This is a genomic window from Enterobacter cloacae complex sp. 302F9 (assembly GCF_050030335.1).
GTDB lineage: Bacteria > Pseudomonadota > Gammaproteobacteria > Enterobacterales > Enterobacteriaceae > Enterobacter > Enterobacter hormaechei_C.
Window position 1 is genome coordinate 4,332,999 of record NZ_JBLGUC010000001.1, and the last position, 19,745, is coordinate 4,352,743.

The 19,745-nt window shown below is 50.1% G+C and carries 37 protein-coding genes; 3 read left to right on the plus strand and 34 right to left on the minus strand.

The window, feature by feature from the left end; genetic code table 11:
* The first annotated feature begins 21 nt into the window (after window positions 1–21).
* Window positions 22–1,398 (plus strand): Trk system potassium transporter TrkA, encoded by a 1,377-nt coding sequence (gene trkA / locus ACQG0T_RS21030; RefSeq protein ID WP_003863337.1) that lies wholly within the window; start codon window positions 22–24, stop codon window positions 1,396–1,398.
* 146 nt (window positions 1,399–1,544) lie between these two features.
* The gene (gene mscL, locus ACQG0T_RS21035; protein ID WP_003863335.1) at window positions 1,545–1,958 is read left to right on the plus strand and encodes a large-conductance mechanosensitive channel protein MscL; all 414 of its coding nucleotides are present in this window, start codon (window positions 1,545–1,547) and stop codon (window positions 1,956–1,958) included.
* Here the strand turns inward: mscL and ACQG0T_RS21040 are convergent, their stop codons facing one another.
* The 31 genes from ACQG0T_RS21040 to rpsJ form a co-directional block, all read right to left on the minus strand.
* Window positions 1,959–2,174, minus strand: a complete 216-nt coding sequence (locus ACQG0T_RS21040) for an alternative ribosome-rescue factor A (protein ID WP_017383729.1) — start codon at window positions 2,172–2,174, stop codon at window positions 1,959–1,961.
* Window positions 2,175–2,231: 57 nt separating this feature from the next.
* Window positions 2,232–2,657: a Zn(2+)-responsive transcriptional regulator gene (gene zntR / locus ACQG0T_RS21045; protein WP_003863328.1), complete on the minus strand. Its 426-nt coding sequence runs from the start codon at window positions 2,655–2,657 to the stop codon at window positions 2,232–2,234.
* A gap of 2 nt (window positions 2,658–2,659) precedes the next feature.
* Window positions 2,660–3,028 carry a DUF1992 domain-containing protein gene (locus ACQG0T_RS21050; RefSeq protein ID WP_023295520.1) on the minus strand — a complete coding sequence of 123 codons (369 nt, stop codon included), beginning with the start codon at window positions 3,026–3,028 and terminating at the stop codon, window positions 2,660–2,662.
* Between the two features lie 107 nt (window positions 3,029–3,135).
* Window positions 3,136–3,519: a 50S ribosomal protein L17 gene (gene rplQ / locus ACQG0T_RS21055; RefSeq protein ID WP_001216368.1), complete on the minus strand. Its 384-nt coding sequence runs from the start codon at window positions 3,517–3,519 to the stop codon at window positions 3,136–3,138.
* A 40-nt stretch (window positions 3,520–3,559) separates the two neighbouring features.
* Window positions 3,560–4,549 (minus strand): DNA-directed RNA polymerase subunit alpha, encoded by a 990-nt coding sequence (locus ACQG0T_RS21060; protein WP_002919219.1) that lies wholly within the window; start codon window positions 4,547–4,549, stop codon window positions 3,560–3,562.
* 25 nt (window positions 4,550–4,574) lie between these two features.
* Window positions 4,575–5,195: a 30S ribosomal protein S4 gene (gene rpsD / locus ACQG0T_RS21065; RefSeq protein ID WP_003863314.1), complete on the minus strand. Its 621-nt coding sequence runs from the start codon at window positions 5,193–5,195 to the stop codon at window positions 4,575–4,577.
* A 32-nt stretch (window positions 5,196–5,227) separates the two neighbouring features.
* Window positions 5,228–5,617, minus strand: a complete 390-nt coding sequence (rpsK, locus tag ACQG0T_RS21070) for a 30S ribosomal protein S11 (RefSeq protein WP_003863312.1) — start codon at window positions 5,615–5,617, stop codon at window positions 5,228–5,230.
* Window positions 5,618–5,633: 16 nt separating this feature from the next.
* On the minus strand, window positions 5,634–5,990 hold the full coding sequence (rpsM, locus tag ACQG0T_RS21075) for a 30S ribosomal protein S13 (RefSeq protein WP_003863308.1): 357 nt from the start codon (window positions 5,988–5,990) through the stop codon (window positions 5,634–5,636).
* Between the two features lie 146 nt (window positions 5,991–6,136).
* Complete coding sequence (gene rpmJ / locus ACQG0T_RS21080) at window positions 6,137–6,253, minus strand: 50S ribosomal protein L36 (protein ID WP_000868187.1); 117 nt, start codon at window positions 6,251–6,253, stop codon at window positions 6,137–6,139.
* Between the two features lie 31 nt (window positions 6,254–6,284).
* Entirely contained in the window at window positions 6,285–7,616 is a 1,332-nt protein-coding gene (gene secY, locus ACQG0T_RS21085) for a preprotein translocase subunit SecY (RefSeq protein ID WP_003863305.1), read from the minus strand.
* 7 nt (window positions 7,617–7,623) lie between these two features.
* Complete coding sequence (rplO, locus tag ACQG0T_RS21090) at window positions 7,624–8,058, minus strand: 50S ribosomal protein L15 (protein ID WP_003863304.1); 435 nt, start codon at window positions 8,056–8,058, stop codon at window positions 7,624–7,626.
* Window positions 8,059–8,061: 3 nt separating this feature from the next.
* A complete protein-coding gene (gene rpmD / locus ACQG0T_RS21095; RefSeq protein ID WP_003863301.1) occupies window positions 8,062–8,241 on the minus strand; it encodes a 50S ribosomal protein L30 in 180 nt (59 codons plus the stop codon).
* Between the two features lie 6 nt (window positions 8,242–8,247).
* Window positions 8,248–8,748 (minus strand): 30S ribosomal protein S5, encoded by a 501-nt coding sequence (gene rpsE / locus ACQG0T_RS21100; protein WP_003863299.1) that lies wholly within the window; start codon window positions 8,746–8,748, stop codon window positions 8,248–8,250.
* 14 nt (window positions 8,749–8,762) lie between these two features.
* Window positions 8,763–9,116, minus strand: a complete 354-nt coding sequence (rplR, locus tag ACQG0T_RS21105; protein WP_003863297.1) for a 50S ribosomal protein L18 — start codon at window positions 9,114–9,116, stop codon at window positions 8,763–8,765.
* A gap of 9 nt (window positions 9,117–9,125) precedes the next feature.
* Window positions 9,126–9,659 carry a 50S ribosomal protein L6 gene (gene rplF, locus ACQG0T_RS21110; RefSeq protein WP_006178917.1) on the minus strand — a complete coding sequence of 178 codons (534 nt, stop codon included), beginning with the start codon at window positions 9,657–9,659 and terminating at the stop codon, window positions 9,126–9,128.
* A gap of 12 nt (window positions 9,660–9,671) precedes the next feature.
* The gene (gene rpsH, locus ACQG0T_RS21115; RefSeq protein ID WP_006178918.1) at window positions 9,672–10,064 is read right to left on the minus strand and encodes a 30S ribosomal protein S8; all 393 of its coding nucleotides are present in this window, start codon (window positions 10,062–10,064) and stop codon (window positions 9,672–9,674) included.
* A gap of 30 nt (window positions 10,065–10,094) precedes the next feature.
* Window positions 10,095–10,400, minus strand: coding sequence for a 30S ribosomal protein S14 (gene rpsN, locus ACQG0T_RS21120; protein WP_003863291.1), 306 nt, complete (start codon window positions 10,398–10,400; stop codon window positions 10,095–10,097).
* A 14-nt stretch (window positions 10,401–10,414) separates the two neighbouring features.
* Window positions 10,415–10,954 carry a 50S ribosomal protein L5 gene (gene rplE, locus ACQG0T_RS21125; RefSeq protein WP_003863290.1) on the minus strand — a complete coding sequence of 180 codons (540 nt, stop codon included), beginning with the start codon at window positions 10,952–10,954 and terminating at the stop codon, window positions 10,415–10,417.
* Between the two features lie 14 nt (window positions 10,955–10,968).
* Entirely contained in the window at window positions 10,969–11,283 is a 315-nt protein-coding gene (rplX, locus tag ACQG0T_RS21130) for a 50S ribosomal protein L24 (protein WP_003863287.1), read from the minus strand.
* A gap of 10 nt (window positions 11,284–11,293) precedes the next feature.
* Window positions 11,294–11,665: a 50S ribosomal protein L14 gene (gene rplN / locus ACQG0T_RS21135; protein ID WP_002919748.1), complete on the minus strand. Its 372-nt coding sequence runs from the start codon at window positions 11,663–11,665 to the stop codon at window positions 11,294–11,296.
* Between the two features lie 166 nt (window positions 11,666–11,831).
* Window positions 11,832–12,086 carry a 30S ribosomal protein S17 gene (gene rpsQ / locus ACQG0T_RS21140; RefSeq protein WP_002438707.1) on the minus strand — a complete coding sequence of 85 codons (255 nt, stop codon included), beginning with the start codon at window positions 12,084–12,086 and terminating at the stop codon, window positions 11,832–11,834.
* Window positions 12,086–12,277 (minus strand): 50S ribosomal protein L29, encoded by a 192-nt coding sequence (gene rpmC / locus ACQG0T_RS21145; protein WP_003863282.1) that lies wholly within the window; start codon window positions 12,275–12,277, stop codon window positions 12,086–12,088. The genes rpsQ and rpmC overlap by 1 nt, the downstream gene beginning before the upstream one ends.
* Entirely contained in the window at window positions 12,277–12,687 is a 411-nt protein-coding gene (gene rplP, locus ACQG0T_RS21150; protein ID WP_002919759.1) for a 50S ribosomal protein L16, read from the minus strand. The genes rpmC and rplP overlap by 1 nt, the downstream gene beginning before the upstream one ends.
* Before the next feature lie 12 nt (window positions 12,688–12,699).
* A complete protein-coding gene (rpsC, locus tag ACQG0T_RS21155; RefSeq protein WP_000529945.1) occupies window positions 12,700–13,401 on the minus strand; it encodes a 30S ribosomal protein S3 in 702 nt (233 codons plus the stop codon).
* A 17-nt stretch (window positions 13,402–13,418) separates the two neighbouring features.
* A complete protein-coding gene (gene rplV / locus ACQG0T_RS21160; RefSeq protein WP_002919773.1) occupies window positions 13,419–13,751 on the minus strand; it encodes a 50S ribosomal protein L22 in 333 nt (110 codons plus the stop codon).
* Between the two features lie 14 nt (window positions 13,752–13,765).
* Window positions 13,766–14,044: a 30S ribosomal protein S19 gene (gene rpsS / locus ACQG0T_RS21165; RefSeq protein ID WP_001138117.1), complete on the minus strand. Its 279-nt coding sequence runs from the start codon at window positions 14,042–14,044 to the stop codon at window positions 13,766–13,768.
* Between the two features lie 16 nt (window positions 14,045–14,060).
* Window positions 14,061–14,882, minus strand: coding sequence for a 50S ribosomal protein L2 (rplB, locus tag ACQG0T_RS21170; protein WP_000301859.1), 822 nt, complete (start codon window positions 14,880–14,882; stop codon window positions 14,061–14,063).
* A gap of 17 nt (window positions 14,883–14,899) precedes the next feature.
* Entirely contained in the window at window positions 14,900–15,202 is a 303-nt protein-coding gene (rplW, locus tag ACQG0T_RS21175) for a 50S ribosomal protein L23 (protein ID WP_000617546.1), read from the minus strand.
* The gene (gene rplD / locus ACQG0T_RS21180) at window positions 15,199–15,804 is read right to left on the minus strand and encodes a 50S ribosomal protein L4 (protein ID WP_000424395.1); all 606 of its coding nucleotides are present in this window, start codon (window positions 15,802–15,804) and stop codon (window positions 15,199–15,201) included. The genes rplW and rplD overlap by 4 nt, the downstream gene beginning before the upstream one ends.
* Window positions 15,805–15,814: 10 nt before the next feature.
* On the minus strand, window positions 15,815–16,444 hold the full coding sequence (gene rplC, locus ACQG0T_RS21185) for a 50S ribosomal protein L3 (protein ID WP_003863274.1): 630 nt from the start codon (window positions 16,442–16,444) through the stop codon (window positions 15,815–15,817).
* Between the two features lie 32 nt (window positions 16,445–16,476).
* Complete coding sequence (gene rpsJ / locus ACQG0T_RS21190; RefSeq protein WP_001181005.1) at window positions 16,477–16,788, minus strand: 30S ribosomal protein S10; 312 nt, start codon at window positions 16,786–16,788, stop codon at window positions 16,477–16,479.
* Between the two features lie 380 nt (window positions 16,789–17,168).
* Between rpsJ and ACQG0T_RS21195 the strand changes: the two genes are divergently transcribed.
* Window positions 17,169–17,642 carry a prepilin peptidase gene (locus tag ACQG0T_RS21195; protein WP_017693881.1) on the plus strand — a complete coding sequence of 158 codons (474 nt, stop codon included), beginning with the start codon at window positions 17,169–17,171 and terminating at the stop codon, window positions 17,640–17,642.
* Here the strand turns inward: ACQG0T_RS21195 and bfr are convergent.
* The 3 genes from bfr to tuf all read right to left on the minus strand — a co-directional run bounded on the left by bfr (window position 17,626) and on the right by tuf (window position 19,732).
* Window positions 17,626–18,102 carry a bacterioferritin gene (gene bfr / locus ACQG0T_RS21200; protein ID WP_003863270.1) on the minus strand — a complete coding sequence of 159 codons (477 nt, stop codon included), beginning with the start codon at window positions 18,100–18,102 and terminating at the stop codon, window positions 17,626–17,628. The two genes, ACQG0T_RS21195 and bfr, sit on opposite strands and share 17 nt — an antisense overlap.
* Window positions 18,103–18,174: 72 nt before the next feature.
* The gene (gene bfd, locus ACQG0T_RS21205) at window positions 18,175–18,369 is read right to left on the minus strand and encodes a bacterioferritin-associated ferredoxin (protein WP_003863268.1); all 195 of its coding nucleotides are present in this window, start codon (window positions 18,367–18,369) and stop codon (window positions 18,175–18,177) included.
* Between the two features lie 178 nt (window positions 18,370–18,547).
* Window positions 18,548–19,732: an elongation factor Tu gene (tuf, locus tag ACQG0T_RS21210; RefSeq protein WP_014885484.1), complete on the minus strand. Its 1,185-nt coding sequence runs from the start codon at window positions 19,730–19,732 to the stop codon at window positions 18,548–18,550.
* Between the last annotated feature and the right edge of the window lie 13 nt (window positions 19,733–19,745).

Consider the following 19,745-nt stretch of genomic DNA (forward strand, 5'->3'; position numbering starts at 1 on the left):
GTTGAGAACAGGTCACGAAAGATGAAAATTATCATTCTGGGCGCAGGGCAAGTTGGCGGAACGCTGGCGGAAAATCTCGTGGGCGAAAACAACGATATCACCATTGTGGATACCAATGGCGATCGCCTGCGCGTTTTGCAGGACAAGTTTGATCTTCGTGTTGTACAGGGGCACGGCTCTCACCCACGTGTGCTTCGGGAGGCGGGCGCGGACGATGCCGACATGCTGGTTGCAGTAACCAGTTCTGATGAAACCAACATGGTTGCATGTCAGGTGGCCTACTCGCTTTTCAACACACCGAACCGCATCGCCCGCATTCGCTCCCCGGACTATGTCCGGGATGCGGAAAAGCTGTTTAATTCCGAAGCAGTACCTATCGACCATCTTATTGCCCCTGAACAGCTGGTTATCGACAGTATTTATCGTCTGATTGAGTACCCGGGCGCGTTGCAGGTTGTGAACTTTGCGGAAGGAAAAGTAAGCCTGGCGGTCGTGAAGGCGTACTACGGCGGCCCGCTGATTGGTAATGCCCTGTCGACAATGCGCGAGCATATGCCACATATCGATACGCGTGTTGCGGCGATTTTCCGTCACGACAGACCTATTCGTCCGCAAGGGTCCACCATTGTCGAAGCCGGGGATGAAGTCTTCTTTATTGCGGCTTCTCAGCATATCCGTGCGGTGATGAGTGAACTTCAGCGTCTCGAAAAACCTTATAAACGTATTATGCTGGTTGGCGGCGGTAATATTGGCGCAGGTCTGGCGAGACGGCTGGAAAAAGACTACAGCGTGAAGCTGATCGAACGAGATCAACAGCGCGCGTCGGAGCTGGCTGAAAAGCTTCAGAATACTATCGTGTTTTATGGCGATGCTTCGGATCAGGAATTGTTGGCCGAAGAGCATATCGATCAGGTTGATCTTTTTATTGCCGTCACCAACGACGACGAAGCGAATATTATGTCCGCCATGCTCGCTAAACGTATGGGGGCGAAAAAAGTAATGGTGCTTATCCAGCGTAAGGCTTATGTCGACCTGGTACAGGGTAGCGTAATTGATATTGCTATTTCACCTCAGCAAGCCACCATTTCTGCCCTGCTAAGCCATGTACGTAAAGCGGATATTGTCGGCGTGTCGTCTCTTCGTCGTGGTGTTGCTGAAGCCATTGAAGCCGTCGCTCATGGGGATGAAACGACGTCGCGCGTTGTTGGTCGCGCGATCGACGAAATTAAACTTCCACCAGGCACCATTATCGGCGCCGTAGTGCGAGGTAACGATGTCATGATCGCCAATGATAATTTACGTATTGAGCAGGGTGACCACGTTATTATGTTCCTGACCGATAAAAAATTTATTACCGACGTCGAGCGTTTATTCCAGCCAAGCCCGTTCTTCCTGTAATGATTTGGGTGCTCAGACGAGAGCACCCAAATATTAACCTTCTAATTTTCATGCCTTTTATTTTTCATAACGATTATTTATCCCCAATGGCAATTAGCTAATCATTTGTTAAACTTATAGGCGTCAGCTGGCACAAGGAGAACATAATGAGTTTTATTAAAGAGTTTCGCGAATTTGCGATGCGCGGGAATGTGGTGGATTTGGCAGTGGGTGTCATTATTGGTGCGGCGTTCGGTAAGATCGTTTCATCATTAGTCGCCGACATTATTATGCCGCCGTTAGGACTGTTGATTGGAGGCATTGATTTCAAACAGTTCGCCTTCACCCTTCGGGAGGCTCAGGGCGATATCCCTGCGGTTGTAATGCACTATGGCGTATTCATTCAGAACGTATTTGATTTCGTGATCGTGGCATTTGCCATTTTCATGGCGATCAAACTTATCAACAGACTTAACCGTAAAAAAGAAGAACCGGCTGCTGCCCCGCCAGCACCAACTAAAGAAGAAGTCTTACTGACTGAAATTCGCGATCTGTTAAAAGAGCAGAACAACCGCGTTTAATCAGGCGACAGAAACAGAAAGGCCAGTGGTAAAAAAGCGATTAGCTTGCTTGCCACTGGCCTCCCAGTTACCCCGTTGTGCATGTTTACCTTTACGCAGATAACTCCCTTTTCCTTTCTTGTTCTTCTCAACACGCTGTCTGAAAAGCGGGTCGTGAAGCAATGCCTCAATGGCGTTATCCTTAATTTGTCCCTTCGTATGCTGATAGCGGCTCATCATTTCTCCTGAGCATAGTTAATGTCGGCGGGAGTCTAGTCCCTGGCTGATAAAAAATCAACAACCCTGAGTTTCACTACTGGCGCCCTGTTCAAGAGCTTCCAGTATTGAGCAATAAACACTGCTATGAGCGGTACCGCAGCACGCGTCATTTAACCTTTGCAGAGATCGCTGCATGGCTTGCAGCTCCTGAATGCGTCCTTCAACTTCATCCAGCCTGGCCTGAACGATGCTTTTAGATTCCTGACACGTATGATGTTCAGGATCGATACGGATCGACAGCAGTTCACGGATCGACTCCAGCGTGAAGCCGAGTTGCCGTGCATAGCGGATAAAACGAAGGCGTTGCAGGTCGTTATCCGTATAAAGGCGAAATCCACCTTCCGTTCTGACCTCATGATCGATCATCTGCTGCTTTTCGTAGTAGCGGATAGTATCCGGCGTTACGTTAGCAAGCTTCGCAAGTTCACCTATGCGGTACATGGCTACTCCTCGTTTATTTTTTGCATTAACCTTTCACTGTACTCACCATGCAAAAAGTCAGTATTCATTCCCGTCTGGCGCAGTTTTAGCTCGATGAGCGCCAACCGACGACTGATTTCGGAGTACCGCGGGTCATTCTTATGAATGCCTTTAAGCAGATCGGCAAGCTCGACGGCTTCATTGCGTTGCTGAAGTTCAGGCGGTAAACAACCTGCGTTTTTCAGTAAGCGATAACCGGCCCGTAATTCAGGGGGAATATGTGAATCATCGTCCAGAATCAGCGGCTCACCGCTACCGGGAAGATTTTCGAACTCGCCTTTGTTTTGGGCATCGCAAATATGGCGTTCAGCCCACTGATCGAGCAACCACATAATGAACTCCAGGGGGTGAGCAGAAAAGATACAGACATTGTAGATAAGTGGAGATTCTGCGGATATAAAAAAACCCGCCGAGGCGGGTTTTTTTACGTTACTACAGATTACTCTGCAGCAGCTTCTGCTTTCTCTGAACGATCAACCAGCTCGATGTAAGCCATCGGCGCGTTGTCGCCTGCACGGAAGCCACACTTCAGAATGCGAGTGTAACCACCGGCACGGCTCGCGAAACGCGGGCCCAGTTCGTTAAACAGTTTTGCCACGATCTCGTTATCACGAGTACGGGCGAATGCCAGACGACGATTAGCAACGCTGTCAGTCTTGGCAAGAGTAATCAGCGGCTCAACTACGCGACGCAGCTCTTTCGCTTTAGGCAGGGTCGTCTTGATGATTTCATGACGAACCAGTGAACCTGCCATGTTGCGGAACATAGCCTGGCGATGGCTGCTGTTGCGGTTCAGTTGACGACCACTCTTACGATGGCGCATGACCTTATCCTTCTCAGTAAAACCTTAACCTGTGATCCGGTTACTCGTCAGCAATGCTTGCCGGTGGCCAGTTTTCCAGGCGCATGCCCAGAGACAGACCACGTGAAGCCAGCACGTCTTTAATCTCGGTAAGAGATTTTTTACCCAGGTTCGGCGTTTTCAGCAACTCAACCTCGGTACGCTGTACCAGATCACCGATATAGTGGATAGCTTCTGCCTTGAGGCAGTTAGCAGAGCGGACAGTCAATTCCAGATCGTCAACAGGGCGCAGCAGGATCGGATCGAATTCTGGTTTCTCTTCTTTCACTTCCGGCTGACGTACATCACGTAAGTCAACGAAAGCTTCCAGTTGTTCTGCCAGGATGGTTGCCGCACGACGAATCGCCTCTTCAGGATCGATTGTGCCATTGGTTTCCATTTCGATGACCAGCTTGTCCAGGTCGGTACGCTGTTCTACACGCGCTGCTTCAACATTGTAGGCAATACGCTCTACAGGGCTGTAACATGCGTCGACCAGCAGACGGCCGATTGGGCGCTCATCTTCTTCCGAATGAATTCGGGCAGAAGCCGGCACATAACCACGACCGCGCTGAACTTTGATACGCATGCTAATAGCTGCGTTCTCATCGGTCAGGTGGCAGATCACGTGCTGCGGCTTGACGATTTCAACATCACCGTCGTGGGTGATGTCGGCTGCAGTCACAGGGCCAATGCCAGATTTATTCAGAGTAAGAATAACTTCATCTTTACCCTGAACTCTCACCGCCAGCCCTTTCAGGTTGAGCAGGATTTCAAGGATATCTTCCTGAACGCCTTCTTTGGTGCTGTACTCATGAAGTACACCATCAATCTCAACCTCGGTCACCGCGCAACCCGGCATCGATGAGAGCAGAATACGGCGCAGTGCGTTACCCAGAGTATGGCCAAAGCCACGCTCTAAAGGCTCAAGGGTCACCTTGGCGTGCGTCGAACTCACTTGCTCGATATCTACCAGGCGCGGTTTTAGAAACTCTGTCACAGAACCCTGCATTGTGTCCTCTCTTTGGTACTAAGCTTTACTTGGAGTAAAGCTCGACGATCAGGTGTTCGTTAATGTCCGCAGACAGATCAGAACGTTCTGGCTGACGCTTGAACGTACCTTCCATCTTGCCAGCATCAACTTCCAGCCAGGTTGGCTTTTCACGCTGCTCAGCCAGCTCCAGAGCGGCTTTCACGCGAGATTGCTTTTTCGCTTTCTCACGAATGCTAACAACGTCATTCGCTTTAACCTGATAAGAAGCGATGTTAACAACACGACCGTTTACCATGATTGCTTTATGGCTAACCAGCTGGCGTGATTCAGCACGAGTCGCGCCGAAGCCCATACGGTATACAACGTTGTCCAGACGACCTTCCAGCAGAGCCAGCAGGTTTTCACCTGTGTTGCCTTTCAGACGTGCTGCTTCTTTATAGTAGTTACGGAACTGACGCTCCAGCACACCGTAGATACGGCGAACTTTTTGCTTTTCACGCAACTGCACACCATAGTCAGACAGACGCGGTTTACGCGCACCGTGCTGGCCAGGAGCTTGTTCAATTTTACACTTGGTATCGATCGCGCGAACGCCAGACTTAAGGAATAAGTCGGTGCCCTCACGACGGCTCAGCTTGAGCTTAGGACCCAAATATCTTGCCATTTTCTATCTCCAACTAACCTAAAAAACGAGCGTTATACGCGACGTTTTTTCGGCGGACGACAACCGTTATGAGGGATCGGAGTCACATCAGTAATATTCGTGATGCGGAAACCAGCGGCGTTCAGAGCGCGAACAGTAGATTCACGACCCGGACCCGGACCTTTAACCATAACTTCCAGATTCTTGATGCCGTATTCTTTTACGGCTTCAGCGCAACGCTCTGCTGCAACCTGAGCTGCGAACGGAGTGGATTTGCGAGAACCACGGAAACCGGAACCACCGGCTGTTGCCCAACCCAATGCGTTACCCTGACGATCAGTAATAGTAACGATGGTGTTGTTGAAAGAAGCATGGATATGAGCCACGCCGTCAGAGACTTGTTTTCTTACACGTTTACGTGCACGAACTGGTGCCTTTGCCATTATTCAATCACCCCGATTATTTCTTGATCGGTTTGCGCGGACCCTTACGGGTACGTGCGTTGGTCTTAGTACGCTGACCGCGCACTGGCAGACCACGACGATGACGCAAACCGCGATAGCAACCAAGATCCATCAGGCGCTTGATGCTCATGCTGATTTCACGGCGCAGATCACCTTCAACGACAAATTTGGCAACTTCGTCACGCAGCGTGTCGATTTGTTCTTCAGACAGCTCACTGATCTTAACATCTTCAGCGATACCCGCTGCAGCCAGAATGGCTTTAGAACGGGTCTTGCCGACGCCATAGATCGAAGTTAATGCGATCACAGCATGTTTCTGATCAGGAATGTTAATGCCTGCTATACGGGCCACTATGCACTCCTACTATTTAATATGTACGCACCATGCTGAAAAGCCCGTTTTCAGGATACTCAAATGGAAACGTACAGACATACAAAAGATTGGCTGGCTAATCTAGCCAGCTCAACCCAACTTTGCAAGAAAAATATGCGAAATAATCAGCCTTGGCGCTGTTTATGCTTCGGCTCGGCACTGCAAATCACACGGATGACACCATCACGCTTAACGATTTTGCAGTTACGGCATAATTTCTTGACGGAAGCACGAACTTTCATTTTTACTCTCCGTAACTTCTCAGGCGACCAGTTAGCGGCCGTAGCCTTTCAGGTTCGCCTTCTTCAATGCAGACTCATACTGACTGGACATCATCAGAGTTTGCACTTGAGCCATAAAGTCCATAATCACGACCACAACGATAAGCAGTGAGGTCCCACCGAAGTAGAACGGTACTTTCATTGCATCACGCATGAACTCCGGGATCAGGCAGATAAAAGTAATATAAAGCGCACCAACCAAAGTCAGGCGAGTCATTACTTTATCGATATACTTCGCCGTTTGCTCTCCCGGACGAATTCCTGGTACAAATGCACCGGACTTCTTCAGGTTATCTGCTGTTTCACGCGGGTTGAAGACCAACGCCGTGTAGAAGAAACAGAAGAAGATGATCGCAGACGCATAGAGTAACACATAAAGTGGTTGCCCAGGCTGCAAATACAGCGAAATTGTTGTCAGCCAGTTCCAACCAGTACCGCCCCCGAACCATGACGCGATGGTTGCCGGGAACAGAATAATACTGGAAGCGAAGATAGCCGGGATAACCCCCGCCATATTCACTTTCAGCGGTAAATGTGTGCTCTGTGCAGCATAGACACGACGACCCTGCTGACGTTTAGCGTAGTTCACCACAATGCGGCGTTGACCACGTTCAACGAAGACAACAAAGAACGTCACTGCAAATACTAATACTGCAACCAACAGCAACAGGAGGAAGTGCAGGTCGCCTTGACGCGCTTGCTCGATAGTATGGGCGATGGCCGGCGGGAGACCCGCAACGATACCGGCGAAGATAATGATTGAGATACCGTTACCGATACCTCGTTCAGTAATCTGTTCGCCGAGCCACATCAGGAACATGGTCCCTGTGACCAGACTTACAACAGCGGTGAAATAGAATGCAAAGCCTGGGTTTAATACCAGGCCCTGCATACCAGGCATATTCGGAAGACCGGTAGCAATACCGATCGACTGGAATATTGCCAGCACCAGAGTGCCGTAACGGGTGTACTGGCTAATCTTACGACGTCCAGACTCCCCTTCTTTCTTCAACTCTGCCAGGGCCGGATGAACGACCGTCAGCAGCTGGATAATAATCGATGCCGAAATATACGGCATAATACCCAGTGCGAAAATAGAAGCACGGCTGAGAGCACCACCAGAGAACATGTTGAACATTTCAATGATGGTGCCTCGCTGTTGCTCAAGCAGTTTGGCAAGTACAGCGGCATCAATACCAGGGATCGGAATAAAAGAGCCAATACGGAACACAATCAGCGCGCCGATTACAAACAGCAGTCTGCGTTTCAGCTCGCCAAATCCACCTTTGGCACTTTGAAAATCTAATCCCGGTTGCTTAGCCATCTGCTACTTATTCCTCAATTTTACCGCCAGCAGCTTCGATAGCAGCACGAGCACCTTTAGTAACACGCAGGCCACGAACAGTTACCGGAGTAGAAACTTCACCAGCCAGGATCACTTTCGCGAACTCGATCTGGATACCGATAATGTTAGCCGCTTTCAGCGTGTTCAGGTCTACAACGCCGCCTTCAACTTTCGCCAGGTCAGACAGACGGATTTCCGCTGTGATCGCTGCTTTGCGAGAGGTGAAGCCGAACTTCGGCAGACGACGGTACAGTGGCATCTGGCCACCCTCGAAACCGCGACGTACGCCACCGCCAGAACGAGAGTTCTGACCTTTGTGACCACGACCACCGGTTTTGCCGAGGCCAGAACCGATACCACGACCCAGGCGTTTACCCGCCTTTTTAGAGCCTTCGGCCGGAGACAGAGTATTTAAACGCATCTCTTACTCCTCAACTTTAACCATGAAGTAAACCGCGTTGACCATACCACGAACAGCAGGAGTATCCTCGCGCTCAACGGTATGACCAATACGACGCAGACCCAGGCCAAGCAGCGTTGCCTTGTGTTTCGGCAGACGACCGATTGCACTGCGGGTTTGAGTGATTTTAATAGTCTTTGCCATGGTCAATTACCCCAGAATTTCTTCAACGGATTTACCACGCTTGGCAGCGACCATTTCTGGAGAATTCATATTTTCCAGGCCATCAATAGTTGCACGAACCACGTTGATCGGGTTGGTGGAACCATATGCTTTAGCCAGAACGTTATGAACTCCAGCAACTTCCAGAACGGCGCGCATTGCACCACCGGCGATGATACCGGTACCTTCGGAAGCTGGCTGCATGAATACACGAGAACCCGTGTGAACACCTTTAACTGGGTGTTGCAGGGTACCGTTGTTCAGCGCGACGTTAATCATATTGCGACGGGCTTTTTCCATCGCTTTCTGGATCGCTGCTGGAACTTCACGCGCTTTACCGTAACCAAAACCAACGCGACCGTTACCATCACCCACTACAGTCAGAGCTGTGAAGGAGAAAATACGACCACCTTTAACGGTTTTAGATACGCGGTTTACCGCGATCAGCTTTTCCTGCAGTTCGCCAGCCTGTTTTTCGATGTGAGCCATCTTACACCTCTACCTTAGAACTGAAGGCCAGCTTCACGGGCAGCATCTGCCAGTGCCTGGACACGACCATGATATTGGAACCCGGAACGGTCAAAGGAAACATTGCTGATGCCTTTTTCCAGAGCGCGTTCAGCGACAGCTTTACCTACAGCTGCTGCGGCGTCTTTGTTACCGGTATACTTCAATTGTTCTGAGATAGCTTTTTCTACAGTAGAAGCAGCTACCAGAACTTCAGAACCGTTCGGTGCAATTACCTGTGCGTAAATATGACGCGGGGTACGATGTACCACCAGGCGAGTTGCACCCAGCTCTTTGAGCTTGCGGCGTGCGCGGGTCGCACGACGGATACGAGCAGATTTCTTATCCATAGTGTTACCTTACTTCTTCTTAGCCTCTTTGGTACGCACGACTTCGTCGGCGTAACGAACACCCTTGCCTTTATAAGGCTCAGGACGACGGTAGGCGCGCAGATCTGCTGCAACCTGACCGATCAGCTGTTTATCAGCGCCTTTCAGCACGATTTCAGTCTGAGTCGGGCATTCTGCAGTGATACCGGCCGGCAGCGGATGCTCAACAGGGTGTGAGAAGCCCAGAGACAGGCCTACTGCATTCCCTTTGATAGCTGCACGATAACCTACACCAACCAGCTGAAGCTTTTTAGTGAAGCCTTCGGTAACACCAACAACCATTGAGTTCAGCAGGGCACGCGCGGTACCAGCCTGAGCCCATCCATCCACGAAACCATCACGTGGACCGAAGGTCAGAGCGTTATCTGCATGTTTAACTTCAACAGCATTGTTGAGGGTACGAGTCAGCTCGCCGTTTTTACCTTTGATCGTAATAACCTGACCGTCGATTTTTACATCAACGCCGGCAGGAATAACGACCGGTGCTTTAGCAACACGAGACATTCTTTCCTCCGATTAGGCTACGTAGCAGATAATTTCGCCACCAAGACCAGCCTGGCGCGCTGCACGATCAGTCATAACACCTTTAGAGGTAGAAACAACTGCGATACCAAGACCAGCCATTACTTTTGGCAGCTCATCTTTTTTCTTATAGATGCGCAGGCCTGGGCGGCTGACACGCTGAATGCTTTCTACAACAGCTTTACCCTGGAAATACTTGAGAGTAAGTTCCAGTTCCGGCTTGGTGTCGCCTTCAACTTTAAAATCTTCGATAAAACCTTCTTCCTTCAGCACGTTGGCAATTGCCACTTTCAGCTTGGCGGAAGGCATGGTGACCGCAACTTTGTTCGCGGCCTGACCGTTACGGATACGGGTCAGCATATCCGCGATCGGATCTTGCATGCTCATCTGTCTTTACTCCCGTGATTCAATTGGTAATTACCAGCTAGCCTTTTTCAAGCCTGGCACTTCACCGCGCATGGCGGCTTCACGCAGTTTGATACGGCTCAACCCAAACTTGCCCACATAACCATGTGGACGACCTGTTTGACGACAGCGGTTACGCTGACGAGACGGGCTGGAATCACGCGGCAGAGACTGCAGCTTGAGAACCGCATTCCAACGATCTTCGTCGGAAGCGTTCACATCAGAAATGATCGCTTTCAGTTCAGCGCGTTTAGCGAAGAATTTATCAGCTAAAGCTACGCGCTTTACTTCGCGTGCTTTCATTGATTGCTTAGCCATTCAGTAACCCTACCTTACTTGCGGAACGGGAAGTCAAAGGCAGCCAGCAGAGCACGGCCTTCTTCATCAGATTTCGCAGTAGTGGTAATGGTAATATCCAAACCACGCACGCGGTCGACTTTATCGTAGTCGATTTCTGGGAAGATGATCTGCTCACGGACACCCATGCTGTAGTTACCACGACCGTCGAAAGACTTAGCGGACAAGCCACGGAAGTCACGGATACGTGGAACAGCAATAGTGATCAGGCGCTCAAGGAACTCCCACATGCGTTCGCCACGCAGAGTTACTTTACAGCCGATCGGATAGCCCTGACGGATTTTGAAGCCTGCAACAGATTTGCGTGCTTTGGTGATCAGCGGTTTTTGACCGGAGATTGCTGTCAGGTCAGCTGCTGCGTTATCCAGCAGTTTCTTGTCAGCGATCGCTTCACCAACACCCATGTTCAGGGTGATCTTCTCGACCCGAGGGACTTGCATGACAGAATTGTAGTTAAACTCAGTCATGAGTTTGTTAACTACTTCGTCTTTGTAGTAATCATGCAGTTTCGCCATCGTACTACTCCAAATTACTTGATAGTTTCGCTGTTAGATTTGAAGAAACGGACTTTTTTACCGTCTTCGAATCTAAAGCCTACACGGTCAGCCTTACCGGTAGCCGCATTGAAGATTGCAACGTTAGAAACCTGAATAGCAGCTTCTTTTTCAACGATGCCGCCTGGTTGGTTCAGGGCCGGAACCGGCTTCTGATGTTTCTTAACCAGGTTAATACCTTCAACGACAAGTTTGCCGGAAGACAGAACATTTTTTACTTTACCGCGTTTACCTTTATCTTTACCGGTTAACACGATAACTTCGTCATCACGACGGATTTTCGCTGCCATGATTCGCTCCTTAGAGTACTTCTGGTGCCAGAGAGATAATTTTCATGAACTTCTCAGTACGAAGTTCACGAGTTACCGGCCCAAAGATACGCGTGCCGATAGGCTGCTCGCTGTTATTGTTTAAAATAACGCATGCATTACCATCGAAGCGAATGACAGAACCGTCAGGGCGACGAACACCCTTCTTGGTGCGCACCACTACCGCCTTCAGCACATCACCTTTTTTGACCTTACCACGTGGAATTGCTTCCTTGATGGTGATCTTGATGATGTCGCCTACGCCTGCGTAGCGACGGTGCGAGCCACCCAGAACCTTGATACACATTACGCGACGTGCACCGGAGTTGTCGGCGACGTTCAGCATAGTCTGTTCTTGGATCATTTTAGTGCTCCGCTAATGTCAACTACTACCTGAGACTCTAAAATCAGAGCCGTTAAAAAGCCCCATATCGAGGGCGCGGCATTATAACACCGCTTCTGCAATATGGGTAGAAAAAATAAACGGCTCATCGCTGAGCCGTTTATTCGTATTGAGAATGCGTACTCTATTACAGAACCGCTTTCTCTACAACGCGAACCAGCGTCCAGGACTTAGTCTTGGACAGTGGACGGCATTCACGGATTTCCACCTTGTCGCCGATACCACATTCGTTGTTCTCGTCATGTACGTGCAGTTTGGTCGTACGCTTGATGAATTTACCGTAGATCGGGTGTTTCACAAAACGTTCGATAGCTACAACAATGGATTTCTCCATTTTATCGCTAACAACACGACCTTGCAGAGTACGGATTTTATCGGTCATTACGCACCCGCCTTCTGAGTCAGTAAAGTCTTAACGCGCGCAACATTGCGACGCACTTGCTTCAGCAGGTGAGTCTGTTGCAGCTGGCCACTTGCAGCCTGCATACGCAGGTTGAACTGCTCACGCAGCAGGTTCAGCAGCTCAGCGTTCAGCTCTTCAACGCTTTTTTCACGCAGCTCTTTTGCTTTCATTACATCACCGTCTTAGTTACAAAGGTGGTTTTGATAGGCAGTTTCGCTGCTGCCAGGCCGAAGGCTTCACGGGCCAGCTCTTCCGGAACACCGTCCATTTCATAAAGGACTTTGCCCGGTTGGATCAAGGCAACCCAGTACTCCACGTTACCTTTACCTTTACCCATACGAACTTCCAGTGGCTTCTCGGTGATCGGTTTGTCCGGGAATACACGGATCCAGATCTTACCTTGACGCTTAACTGCACGGGTCATTGCACGACGTGCTGCTTCGATCTGACGTGCAGTCAGACGACCACGGCCAACAGCTTTCAGACCGAAAGTGCCGAAGCTAACATCCGTACCCTGCGCCAGACCACGGTTGCGGCCTTTGTGCACTTTACGGAATTTTGTACGCTTTGGTTGTAACATCAGCGACGCTCCTTATTTACGGCCTTTACGCTGCTGCTTTTTAGGTTGAGCAGCCGGTTTTTCCGGTTGTTCAACAGCAGCCATACCACCCAGGATCTCACCTTTGAAGATCCATACCTTAACGCCGATTACACCGTAAGTGGTGTGCGCTTCAGAGGTGTTGTAGTCGATGTCAGCACGCAGAGTGTGCAGCGGTACGCGACCTTCGCGGTACCATTCGGTACGTGCGATTTCCGCGCCGCCCAGACGGCCGCTAACTTCAACTTTGATACCTTTAGCGCCCAGACGCATTGCGTTCTGTACAGCACGCTTCATAGCACGACGGAACATAACGCGACGTTCCAGCTGAGAAGTGATGCTGTCAGCAACCAATTTAGCGTCCAGTTCAGGCTTACGAACTTCAGCGATATTGATCTGTGCAGGAACGCCAGCGATATCCGCTACGACCTTGCGCAGTTTTTCTACGTCTTCGCCTTTCTTACCGATAACGATGCCAGGGCGAGCAGTGTGAATAGTCACACGGATGCTCTTAGCTGGACGCTCGATAACGATACGAGATACAGACGCTTTAGCCAGTTCCTTAGTCAGGTACTGACGTACTTTAAAATCGCTGTCCAGGTTGTCAGCGAATTCTTTGGTGTTCGCAAACCAGGTAGAGTTCCATGGTTTTACAATACCCAGGCGAATACCATTAGGATGTACTTTCTGACCCATTGCTAGTCTCCAGAGTCTCAGCGATCGGACACAACCACAGTAATGTGGCTGGTGCGCTTCAGGATGCGATCTGCACGACCTTTCGCACGCGGCATAATGCGCTTCATGCTTGGGCCTTCATCTACGAAAATTTTCGCGACTTTCAGATCGTCGATGTCAGCGCCATCGTTGTGTTCAGCGTTAGCAATGGCAGATTCCAGTACTTTCTTGACCAATACCGCAGCTTTCTTGTTGGTATAGGTCAGGATGTCCAGGGCCTGCGACACTTTCTTACCGCGAATCAGGTCAGCAACAAGGCGAACCTTCTGTGCAGAAGAACGAGCATGGCGATGTTGAGCTAAAGTTTCCATCTCTTCCTCCTACCTTATTTCTTCTTCGCTTTTTTATCAGCAGCGTGGCCGCGATAAGTACGAGTCGGTGCGAATTCACCCAGTTTGTGACCAACCATTTCGTCGGTAACAAAGACTGGAACGTGCTGACGACCATTATGGACAGCGATGGTCAAACCGATCATGTTAGGAAAGATCGTTGAACGACGGGACCAAGTGCGCAGGGGCTTCTTGTCTCCGCTTTCCACCGCTTTCTCTACCTTCTTCAGCAAGTGCAGGTCAATAAAAGGACCTTTCTTGAGAGAACGTGGCATGGCTTATCCTCTAAAATTATTTGCTACGGCGACGTACGATAAATTTATCAGTACGCTTGTTGCTGCGGGTCTTCTTACCTTTGGTCTGAACGCCCCACGGAGTTACCGGGTGCTTACCAAAGTTACGACCTTCACCACCACCATGTGGGTGGTCGACTGGGTTCATCGCAGTACCGCGAACGGTAGGACGAACACCACGCCAGCGTGCAGCACCAGCTTTACCCAGAACGCGCAGCATATGCTCAGCATTGCCAACTTCGCCCAGAGTAGCGCGGCAGTCTGCTTCGACTTTACGCATTTCACCAGAACGCAGACGCAGGGTGACATAAGCACCGTCACGCGCAACGATCTGAACGTAAGTACCCGCGGAACGCGCCAGCTGACCGCCTTTACCTGGTTTCATTTCTACGTTATGAACGGTAGAACCAACCGGGATATTGCGCATCGGCAGGGTGTTGCCTGCTTTGATTGCAGCATCAACGCCAGACTGAATCTGGTCGCCAGCTTTCAGGCCTTTAGGGGCCAGGATGTAACGGCGTTCGCCATCTTTGTACAGAACCAGCGCGATGTTCGCGGAACGGTTCGGATCGTACTCAAGACGCTCAACAACTGCTGGGATACCGTCTTTGTTGCGTTTGAAGTCAACAATACGATAAGCCTGCTTGTGGCCACCACCGATGTGACGAGTGGTGATACGGCCATTGTTGTTACGACCACCGGATTTGCTGTTTTTTTCCAGCAACGGAGCAAAAGGTTTGCCCTTGTGCAGCTCAGGGTTAACCACTTTAACTACGTGGCGACGACCCGGAGATGTCGGTTTACATTTAACAACTGCCATTGTATTACTCCTCCGACTTACTCAGCGCCGCCAACGAAGTCCAGGTTCTGGCCTTCTTTCAGGGTGACGTAAGCTTTTTTCCAGTCGCTACGACGACCGATACGCTGTCCGTGACGTTTAACTTTCCCTTTAACTACCAGGGTGTTAACGACTTCGACTTCGACTTCAAACAGTTTCTGCACAGCAGCTTTGATCTCTGCTTTGGTCGCGTCTTTAGCAACTTTGAGAACGATGGTGTTTGTTTTTTCCATCGCAGTAGACGCTTTTTCAGAAACGTGCGGTGCGCGCAGCACCTTCAGCAGACGTTCTTCACGAATCATGCCAGCATCTCCTCAACTTGCTTAACAGCATCAGCAGTCATTACGACTTTGTCGAAGGCGATCAGGCTAACCGGGTCGATACCAGTCGCGTCGCGTACGTCAACCTTGTGCAGGTTACGCGCGGCCAGGAACAGGTTCTCGTCCAGCTCACCGGTGATGATCAGCACATCTTCCAGAGCCATGTCTTTCAGTTTCTGTGCCAGCAGCTTAGTTTTAGGCGCTTCAACAGAGAACTTCTCGACAACGATCAGACGATCCTGACGTACCAGTTCGGACAGAATGCTTTTCAGCGCGCCGCGGTACATCTTTTTGTTAACTTTTTGACTGTGGTCCTGTGGACGCGCAGCGAAGGTCACGCCACCTGAACGCCAGATCGGGCTCTTGATAGAACCTGAACGCGCACGGCCGGTACCTTTCTGGCGCCATGGCTTTTTGCCTGAACCAGTTACTTCAGCACGAGTCTTCTGAGCACGAGTACCCTGACGAGCACCAGCTGCATAAGCAACAACAACCTGGTGAACCAGCGCTTCGTTGAAATCACGACCGAAGGTAGTTTCGGAAACAGTCAGCGCGCTCTGCGCGTCTTTCAATACTAATTCCATTGCTATCCCCTTACGCCTTCACAGCTGGTTTAACGATCAGGTCGCTACCGGTTGCACCCGGGACCGCACCTTTAACCAGCAGCAGGTTGCGCTCAGCGTCAACACGTACTACGTCCAGGCTCTGAACGGTTACACGTTCGTTGCCCAGCTGACCTGCCATTTTCTTGCCTTTGAACACTTTGCCCGGAGTCTGGTTCTGACCGATAGAACCCGGAACGCGGTGAGACAAGGAGTTACCGTGAGTAGCGTCCTGGGTACGGAAGTTCCAGCGCTTAACGGTACCAGCAAAACCTTTACCTTTAGAGGTACCGGTTACGTCAACTTTTTTAACGTCAGCAAACAGCTCAACGCTAATGTCCTGACCTACGGTGAACTCTTCGCCTTCAGCAAGACGGAATTCCCACAGACCACGGCCAGCTTCAACGCCAGCTTTAGCGAAGTGACCCGCTTCTGGTTTGGTTACACGGTTAGCTTTTTTAGCACCAGTGGTAACCTGAATAGCGCGGTAGCCATCGTTAGCCAGATCTTTAACCTGAGTAACGCGGTTTGCTTCAACTTCGATTACGGTTACTGGGATAGAAACGCCATCTTCAGTGAAGATGCGGGTCATACCCACTTTTTTACCGACTAAACCAATCATTGTTTCAACCTCTCAATCGCTCGATGACCTGATTAACCCAGGCTGATCTGCACGTCTACACCGGCAGCCAGATCCAGACGCATCAGAGCATCAACGGTTTTCTCAGTTGGCTCAACGATGTCAACCAGACGCTTGTGAGTGCGGATTTCGTACTGATCACGCGCATCTTTGTTAACGTGCGGAGAGATCAGAACGGTAAAGCGCTCTTTGCGGGTCGGCAGCGGGATCGGACCACGGACTTGCGCACCAGTGCGCTTAGCAGTCTCGACGATTTCCGCGGTTGATTGATCGATCAGACGATGATCAAACGCTTTAAGGCGGATACGGATTCTTTGGTTCTGCATGAGACCAGAGCTCCAATTATTTTATAAACGAAAATGATTACTCCTCAAACCCATTACGATTGATGGGAGAGTGTAACCGTTCTTACGTAGCTCCCCAATTGGGAGCATTGTTGAGTAACAAAGTGAGCTACTCTGGTTCAGATTGAACCCGCCGTCAATTACGACAAGCCCGCGCATTATACGTAAATCAGAGAAAGACGCAAGTGCCGTTTAGAAATTAAGCGCCAAAGACGTACTATACGTAAGGCCGCGCAATTTTTTATGCAAAGTATCCCTTCTCAACTCTTTGTCTGAAGCCGCTACGCAATTGCTGTTTTTACACATTGCCGGGCATGCAGATTATTACGAGTATGCGCTCAAACCATTTTGAGGCTCTCGCTATGCTACTGTCCCTCCCCTTTCTGCTGATCTATTTTGCGTTATCGGCCTTGCTTGTTCGCACCGATATCCGCACGGGGCTTCTTCCCGATAAATTTCTTTGCCCGCTGCTATGGACGGGCCTGCTCTACCAGCTTTGTCTCCATCCTGATTTTTTGCCGAGCGCGGTAGTGGGTGCGATGGCAGGATACGCCGGATTCGCCATTATCTATTGGGGATACCGTCTCATCTGCCGACGTGAAGGGATGGGATATGGCGACATAAAATATCTGGCGGCGCTGGGGGCATGGCATGGCTGGTGTGTACTACCAATACTGGCATTAGTGGCCGCGTTAATGGCTCTGCTGTATCTGGTTGCTTTCTCGTTATTTACCCCTGATAAGCAGGCATTAAAAAACCCACTGCCTTTTGGGCCATTTCTGGCGGCAGCGGGTTTATGCGTTGGCTGGGAAAGCCTGATTAACTTTCCACTTTGATCTGAGACTGAAGGTAGTTCTGTAGGCCAATTTTGCTAATGAGATCCAGTTCGGTCTCAAGCCAGTCGATGTGCCCTTCTTCATCGGCCAGGATCTGGATCATCATATCGCGGCTGACGTAGTCATGTACGCTGTCCGCATAGGCAATGGCTTCACGCAGATCTTTTGCACCCTCCAGCTCCAGCCGGAGATCAGAACGCAGCATCTCTTCGACATCTTCTCCGATGCCCAGTTTTCCGAGATCCTGTAGGTTAGGAATGCCTTCGAGGAATAAAATACGCTCAATGTATTTATCGGCGTGTTTCATTTCATCAATGGACTCATGGTATTCAACATCGTTGAGGCGAGTCAGTCCCCAGTTTTTAAACATTCTTGCATGGAGAAAATACTGATTGATTGCGACAAGCTCATTTCCCAATAATTTATTGAGATAACTTATGATTTTAACATCACCTTTCATTATATAGTCCCTCCGCTTCCACTCATTGAAGCGTAGATCGGGCTACGGGGATGTCAAAAAAAAGATAGAGGCTTACGCGATCTCTTTGAATTCCGGGATCTGCATCAGTTCGTCCTGCATGATCTCACGCGCTGCGCGAACGCATTTACCGCATTGATTTCCCACCGGAACAAACTTGCGAAGCTGCTGGAAAGATTGTGGTTGAAACTGGCGAACGGCCTGACGAATTTTTTTGTCGCTTACACCATTACATAAACAAACGTACATAAAGACTCCCGTTCAAAATATGCGCAAAGTGTAAGTGAGAATGGTTATGATTACAATAGCGCGGGCGTCGGAATACGTGGCGGGAGAAAGCAAAAAATGCGAATTTTTATGACAATGCCCCAACGGCAGAAAACAAAAAAGGACGCCGAAGCGTCCTTTTTATTTCAGGGATAATTAATTAGCCCAGAACTTTAGCAACTACGCCCGCGCCAACGGTACGGCCGCCTTCGCGGATTGCGAAGCGCAGACCGTCGTCCATCGCGATTGGGTGGATCAGCGTCACAACCATCTTGATGTTGTCGCCTGGCATTACCATCTCTACGCCTTCTGGCAGTTCGATGGTACCGGTCACGTCAGTTGTACGGAAGTAGAACTGTGGACGGTAGCCTTTGAAGAACGGAGTATGACGGCCGCCTTCGTCTTTGGACAGAATGTACACTTCAGATTCGAACTTGGTGTGTGGCTTGATTGAGCCTGGCTTCGCCAGAACCTGACCACGTTCGATTTCTTCACGTTTGATACCACGCAGCAGAACACCAACGTTCTCACCAGCACGGCCTTCGTCCAGCAGTTTGCGGAACATTTCAACGCCAGTACAGGTAGACTTCGCAGTCTCTTTGATACCAACGATTTCAACTTCTTCACCCACTTTGATGATACCGCGCTCTACACGACCGGTAACAACGGTACCACGACCGGAGATGGAGAATACGTCTTCGATTGGCAGCAGGAATGGCTTGTCAATCGCACGCTCTGGTTCTGGGATGTAAGAATCCAGGTAGCCAGCCAGTTCGATGATTTTCGCTTCCCACTCTGCGTCGCCTTCCAGCGCTTTCAGCGCGGAACCACGAACGATTGGAGTGTCGTCGCCTGGGAAATCGTACTGAGACAGCAGTTCACGAACTTCCATCTCTACCAGTTCCAGCAGTTCTTCGTCATCAACCATGTCGCATTTGTTCAGGAACACGATGATGTAAGGAACGCCTACCTGACGACCCAGCAGGATGTGCTCACGAGTCTGAGGCATAGGGCCGTCAGTCGCAGCAACAACCAGGATCGCGCCATCCATCTGCGCAGCACCGGTGATCATGTTTTTAACATAGTCGGCGTGGCCTGGGCAGTCTACGTGTGCGTAGTGGCGAGTCGGGGTGTCATACTCAACGTGAGAGGTGTTGATGGTGATACCACGAGCTTTTTCTTCTGGTGCGTTATCGATCTGGTCGAAAGCACGAGCAGCACCGCCGTAGGTTTTAGCCAGTACGGTAGTGATTGCAGCAGTCAGGGTAGTTTTACCATGGTCAACGTGGCCGATAGTACCAACGTTGACGTGCGGTTTTGTACGTTCAAATTTTTCTTTAGACACGGCTATATTCCTT

Coding starts and splice junctions, on each gene's coding strand:
- trkA (WP_003863337.1), top strand. CDS start 22: ATGAAAATTATCATTCTGGGCGCAGGGCAAGTTGGCGGAACGCTGGCG.
- mscL (WP_003863335.1), top strand. CDS start 1,545: ATGAGTTTTATTAAAGAGTTTCGCGAATTTGCGATGCGCGGGAATGTG.
- ACQG0T_RS21040 (WP_017383729.1), bottom strand. CDS start 2,174: ATGAGCCGCTATCAGCATACGAAGGGACAAATTAAGGATAACGCCATT.
- zntR (WP_003863328.1), bottom strand. CDS start 2,657: ATGTACCGCATAGGTGAACTTGCGAAGCTTGCTAACGTAACGCCGGAT.
- ACQG0T_RS21050 (WP_023295520.1), bottom strand. CDS start 3,028: ATGTGGTTGCTCGATCAGTGGGCTGAACGCCATATTTGCGATGCCCAA.
- rplQ (WP_001216368.1), bottom strand. CDS start 3,519: ATGCGCCATCGTAAGAGTGGTCGTCAACTGAACCGCAACAGCAGCCAT.
- ACQG0T_RS21060 (WP_002919219.1), bottom strand. CDS start 4,549: ATGCAGGGTTCTGTGACAGAGTTTCTAAAACCGCGCCTGGTAGATATC.
- rpsD (WP_003863314.1), bottom strand. CDS start 5,195: ATGGCAAGATATTTGGGTCCTAAGCTCAAGCTGAGCCGTCGTGAGGGC.
- rpsK (WP_003863312.1), bottom strand. CDS start 5,617: ATGGCAAAGGCACCAGTTCGTGCACGTAAACGTGTAAGAAAACAAGTC.
- rpmJ (WP_000868187.1), bottom strand. CDS start 6,253: ATGAAAGTTCGTGCTTCCGTCAAGAAATTATGCCGTAACTGCAAAATC.
- secY (WP_003863305.1), bottom strand. CDS start 7,616: ATGGCTAAGCAACCGGGATTAGATTTTCAAAGTGCCAAAGGTGGATTT.
- rplO (WP_003863304.1), bottom strand. CDS start 8,058: ATGCGTTTAAATACTCTGTCTCCGGCCGAAGGCTCTAAAAAGGCGGGT.
- rpmD (WP_003863301.1), bottom strand. CDS start 8,241: ATGGCAAAGACTATTAAAATCACTCAAACCCGCAGTGCAATCGGTCGT.
- rpsE (WP_003863299.1), bottom strand. CDS start 8,748: ATGGCTCACATCGAAAAACAGGCTGGCGAACTGCAGGAAAAGCTGATC.
- rplR (WP_003863297.1), bottom strand. CDS start 9,116: ATGGATAAGAAATCTGCTCGTATCCGTCGTGCGACCCGCGCACGCCGC.
- rplF (WP_006178917.1), bottom strand. CDS start 9,659: ATGTCTCGTGTTGCTAAAGCACCGGTCGTTATTCCTGCCGGCGTTGAT.
- rpsH (WP_006178918.1), bottom strand. CDS start 10,064: ATGAGCATGCAAGATCCGATCGCGGATATGCTGACCCGTATCCGTAAC.
- rpsN (WP_003863291.1), bottom strand. CDS start 10,400: ATGGCTAAGCAATCAATGAAAGCACGCGAAGTAAAGCGCGTAGCTTTA.
- rplE (WP_003863290.1), bottom strand. CDS start 10,954: ATGGCGAAACTGCATGATTACTACAAAGACGAAGTAGTTAACAAACTC.
- rplX (WP_003863287.1), bottom strand. CDS start 11,283: ATGGCAGCGAAAATCCGTCGTGATGACGAAGTTATCGTGTTAACCGGT.
- rplN (WP_002919748.1), bottom strand. CDS start 11,665: ATGATCCAAGAACAGACTATGCTGAACGTCGCCGACAACTCCGGTGCA.
- rpsQ (WP_002438707.1), bottom strand. CDS start 12,086: ATGACCGATAAAATCCGTACTCTGCAAGGTCGTGTTGTTAGCGATAAA.
- rpmC (WP_003863282.1), bottom strand. CDS start 12,277: ATGAAAGCAAAAGAGCTGCGTGAAAAAAGCGTTGAAGAGCTGAACGCT.
- rplP (WP_002919759.1), bottom strand. CDS start 12,687: ATGTTACAACCAAAGCGTACAAAATTCCGTAAAGTGCACAAAGGCCGC.
- rpsC (WP_000529945.1), bottom strand. CDS start 13,401: ATGGGTCAGAAAGTACATCCTAATGGTATTCGCCTGGGTATTGTAAAA.
- rplV (WP_002919773.1), bottom strand. CDS start 13,751: ATGGAAACTTTAGCTCAACATCGCCATGCTCGTTCTTCTGCACAGAAG.
- rpsS (WP_001138117.1), bottom strand. CDS start 14,044: ATGCCACGTTCTCTCAAGAAAGGTCCTTTTATTGACCTGCACTTGCTG.
- rplB (WP_000301859.1), bottom strand. CDS start 14,882: ATGGCAGTTGTTAAATGTAAACCGACATCTCCGGGTCGTCGCCACGTA.
- rplW (WP_000617546.1), bottom strand. CDS start 15,202: ATGATTCGTGAAGAACGTCTGCTGAAGGTGCTGCGCGCACCGCACGTT.
- rplD (WP_000424395.1), bottom strand. CDS start 15,804: ATGGAATTAGTATTGAAAGACGCGCAGAGCGCGCTGACTGTTTCCGAA.
- rplC (WP_003863274.1), bottom strand. CDS start 16,444: ATGATTGGTTTAGTCGGTAAAAAAGTGGGTATGACCCGCATCTTCACT.
- rpsJ (WP_001181005.1), bottom strand. CDS start 16,788: ATGCAGAACCAAAGAATCCGTATCCGCCTTAAAGCGTTTGATCATCGT.
- ACQG0T_RS21195 (WP_017693881.1), top strand. CDS start 17,169: ATGCTACTGTCCCTCCCCTTTCTGCTGATCTATTTTGCGTTATCGGCC.
- bfr (WP_003863270.1), bottom strand. CDS start 18,102: ATGAAAGGTGATGTTAAAATCATAAGTTATCTCAATAAATTATTGGGA.
- bfd (WP_003863268.1), bottom strand. CDS start 18,369: ATGTACGTTTGTTTATGTAATGGTGTAAGCGACAAAAAAATTCGTCAG.